The organism is Halomonas sp. Ps84H-12 (assembly GCF_024124725.1).
Lineage (GTDB): Bacteria > Pseudomonadota > Gammaproteobacteria > Pseudomonadales > Halomonadaceae > Vreelandella > Vreelandella aquamarina.
On the sequence record NZ_JAMXSJ010000083.1, the window covers coordinates 1 to 2197 of the forward strand.

Genomic DNA, 2197 nt, shown 5'->3' on the forward strand with positions numbered 1-2197 from the left:
TGCGGCGACTGGCGCGGAACTTTATGTTGGGCATGGCACTGTCTGGGTGAATGGCGATAATGGCTATATTGCCATGCAGGTCAGTGGGTTAGAAGTGCTTCCGGGGGGCGGTCTCACGGATTCAGGTATTTATCTTTGGTTGATAATAGGGGATAAATTCATTAGCTATGATGCCTGCTGGAATATTTCTATCGAGCCATGCTCGCAAATCCGCTCTCGCTTGCATGGCAGGATCAAATAGCCCTACGGCATTGCGATTTCGATGTTTAACGTCATAAAGCGCCAAGTCTAGGCGCTTCATTATCTCTTTTGAATTATCCTTACAGGGTTCAATTAAAGTGACACCTATACTACACGTGCGGTGAATATGAAGCGCTTCTGCTTCATATGGCTCATTCAGTACCATGTGAATGCGCTCTGCCAGAGCAACTAACTCACAAATAGCTTCTTCGCGTGAACCCGGTAAGTGGTCAAGAAGAATAGTAAACTCATCCCCACCCAGTCGAGCAGCATGCAATCCTTGTCCAGCAAGGGTCTCCAGACGACGTGCAACTCCCTTCAGTAGCTGATCGCCAACATTATGTCCCCATGTGTCGTTGAGAACTTTAAAATGGTCCAAGTCTATCAGCATTACCCCTGCATAAGCGTGCGTATCAGATTGAACCTCCATAATACTCTCTAGCTGATGCTGGAAAAATTGTCTATTCGGCAAATGCGTCAGCGTGTCATGAAATGCTAAGAACTCAATTTTTTCTTCACTTCTTTTGCGATCAGTTACGTCACGAAAGTAAACAGACAAGCCATCACCCGATGGATATATGTGCATTTCAAGCCACATAACTAAGTCTTTAGAAAAATACTCGAAATGCCGTGTTATTTGTTTATCCATCGCATAACAAAGCTCAGTCTCTATCTGTGATCCAATAATCTCTGGAAAAACCTCCCAAATAACTTGATACAATACGGCGTCCCGGGGCTTTGACAACAGCTGCTCTGCTTCAATGTTGAAATAGTGAAGCATCCACTGTCTATCTAAGGTAAAGAAGCCATCTGTGATACTTTCAAGAGTACGATTTAACGCATTAGCAGAGTTCGTAAGCTCATCTTCTAATACTTTACGATCATGAATATCTAGCGCACTGCCATACCATTTGTATATATCGCCATATTCATCACGAACTGGGACAGCACTGACTCTATGCCAACGGTAAAAGCTCTCATTTTTATTATACAAGCGAAAATCGATATGATACTGCTGTTGGTTTAAAACAGCATTTTTCCATACTCTTTGACACCTCTCTACATCTTCAGGGTGCAAAGCACTCAGCCACCCGCCCGCTGGTAAGGCATCATTATGAATACCGGTGGCCTCTTCAAAATATCGATTAGCGTAATCGAGCCTCCCATCCGCATCTGCTGTCCAGACAATGGTTGGCATAGCTTCCGCGAGCTGCCTAAACTGCCTTTGACTATGGGCAAGATTTTCTTCAACCCGACGCTGGTTAGAAATGTCTTGCAAAGCCCCTTGAACGCTAAAACCGTTCTTGCCAGCGTTATCCATGGCAGCACCAATGATTCGGACGATCCGCCGATTACCTGTTGATGTGCGAATTTCTGCTTCTTCATCAAAAGATGCCCCTTCTCTTATACACTCAAAAAAGGCTTTCTTAATACGTTCTCTATATTCAGGTATGTAATAAGACAACGCCTCATCGATTGTTAATTGAGAGTTATGAGAGGTTTCATGTATGGAGCACACTTCGTCTGACCAGTAGAGCACTTGGCTATGTGAATCGTAACGCCACCCTCCTAAATCAGCCATTTCACCTGCAATGGCTTGCAAACGCACTGCTTGCACCCGGGACTGTTGATCACGTTCGCGACGTATAGCCGAGGATAGTGTGTTGATAAGACTTTCTAAGCCTTGGAGATGACTATCACTAAAAGATTCGTTATCACTATAAAAGGTATAAAGCACCCCCCAGCAACGGTCTGGCTCTTGAACAGGCACACAAAGAGCCCGAGTTAACTGAGGCCAGTCTTTTAAGGTGTTACGTAGTGTTAATGGTAACCTGAATCCGTGAAGCCGGCGCCGACACTTTCCCTATCACCGCCAGCGAGCACTTTTTGATCATTCGCCCGTGCAAGTTGGCTTTCGCAAGCCCGTTATTGCCAAAACCCACCGTGCTGATCGGTG

General features: G+C 45.2%; 1 protein-coding gene. It reads right to left on the reverse strand.

Translation table 11 applies throughout. The features are described from left to right. Positions 1-121: 121 nt before the first annotated feature. Positions 122-2011: a diguanylate cyclase gene (locus tag NH344_RS18070; protein WP_253028284.1), complete on the reverse strand. Its 1890-nt coding sequence runs from the start codon at positions 2009-2011 to the stop codon at positions 122-124. Between the last annotated feature and the right edge of the window lie 186 nt (positions 2012-2197).